The sequence below is a fragment of the Candidatus Palibaumannia cicadellinicola genome (assembly GCF_002855795.1).
In the GTDB taxonomy this organism is placed as follows: domain Bacteria; phylum Pseudomonadota; class Gammaproteobacteria; order Enterobacterales; family Enterobacteriaceae; genus Baumannia; species Baumannia cicadellinicola_C.
Genome location: NZ_NJPO01000122.1, coordinates 1 through 1,801, shown reverse-complemented (window position 1 = coordinate 1,801; position 1,801 = coordinate 1). Strand labels below are relative to the sequence as shown.

At 31.1% G+C, this 1,801-nt stretch carries 1 protein-coding gene and 1 pseudogene; both read right to left on the bottom strand.

Annotated features, from left to right (window positions below; genetic code table 11):
• Positions 1-351: pseudogene (locus CEX73_RS02315) on the bottom strand (DNA polymerase III subunit beta); the annotation flags it as partial.
• 16 nt (positions 352-367) lie between these two features.
• Positions 368-1,684: a chromosomal replication initiator protein DnaA gene (gene dnaA, locus CEX73_RS02310; protein ID WP_101626986.1), complete on the bottom strand. Its 1,317-nt coding sequence runs from the start codon at positions 1,682-1,684 to the stop codon at positions 368-370.
• Positions 1,685-1,801 lie beyond the last annotated feature (117 nt).

Genomic DNA, 1,801 nt, shown 5'->3' with positions numbered 1-1,801 from the left:
AGGAAACTCTGTAGCTGGTAGTGTATTTAGAGAAAAACGGCTAGGCCCTGATTTTATTAATATCTTTTCTTTTTCCTGCGTAATAGTAATATTTGCACTGTCTGGTAAATAACGACAAATATCTAATAATTTTCGCGTATATACTGTAGTAATACCTGGCTCATGAACTATCTTTAAACGAACACATGCTACTATTTCTATTTCTAAGTTTGTACTCGTTATAAGCAAATGTTCTTCAGTTACCTGTAGTAGCAAATAATTTAAAATATGCAAACTATGACGACCGCTTAATCTATTACTTACTTGTTGTAGAGGTTTGAGTAAATGTTCGCGTTTAATAATAAATTTCATTTTTTAACTGAAAAAGTTAAGACGATAATATTTTTATTAAATGATAAAAATCATCTTTTATGTCATGGTTTTCTTGTTGTAGTTGATCAACTTTTCTACAAGCATGTAATACAGTTGTATGATCACGTCCACCAAAACAACAACCAATTTCTGGTAAACTATGATTAGTTAACTTTTTTGATAATGCCATAGCTATTTGACGAGGACGTACAACTGAACGAGAACGTTTTTTAGACAACAAGTCTGTCATTGGAATATTATAATATTCCGATACTATTTTTTTTATATAATCTATCGTAATAGATTTGTCTTGTAAGGAAAATAAATCTTGTAAAGTTTCGCGTACTAAATCTATTGTAATAACACGCCCAGTATAGTTAGCATTAACGATAACACGATTCAATGCTCCTTCTAATTCACGAATATTAGAACGTAACCTTTTTGCAATAAAAACCGCTACTTCTTCTAATAGCTTGATATTATTTTCTGCTGCTTTTTTTATTAGAAAAATAATACTAGTCTCGAGTTCTAATGGTTCTATAGCTATTGTTAATCCCCAACCAAACCTTGATTTTAATCTGTCTTCTACCCCTATAATTTCTTGAGGATAGCGGTCAGATGTAAGAATCATTTGCTGATTATTATCTAATAAAGCATTAAAAGTATGAAATAATACTTCTTGTGAACGTTCTTTATGAGCAAAAAACTGAATATCATCAATGAGTAAAGCATCAACTGATCGGTAATATTGTTTAAATTCATCTATCACATTGTTTTGTAATGCTTTAACCATATCCTGCACAAATCGCTCAGCATGAATATAGACTACTTTAGTGTTTGCTTTGCGCTCTATGATGCGGTTACCTACAGCATGTAATAAATGTGTTTTACCTAAGCTAGTATGACCATATATAAATAATGGATTATAATCTCGGCCAAGATTATCAGCTACTTGTCTTGTCGCTGCACGTGCTAACCGATTAGATTTACCTTCAATGAAGTTATCAAAAGTTTGTTTAGGATTAACATGAGAGCAATGAGAAAAATCAGATAAAGCGGATTGGGGTTGTAGTACTGTCATTTTAAGTGGCTTACTACCAACTTCGAAACGTAGTAATGGTGCATGTTTACCACAAAAATTATTAAGTAATGTATTAATGCTATTTAAATATTTATCGCGTACCCAATCTAACACAAATCTATTTGGTGCATAAAGCGCTAGCATATTTTCACTCATTTCGGCCTGTAGGGGACGTATCCACATACTAAATTCTGTTATCGATAACTCATCTTGTAACCGTGCAAGACATTGCTGCCAAAGCGGAAGTAACATGGTAAACTCCAATTGAAGCAAAATCATAAAACTTAATAATATTATCTATGTCAAATAAAAATTATACATAGATTTAAACTAAAATCATTTATTAAAAATGTTTGTTTTGGTTATTTT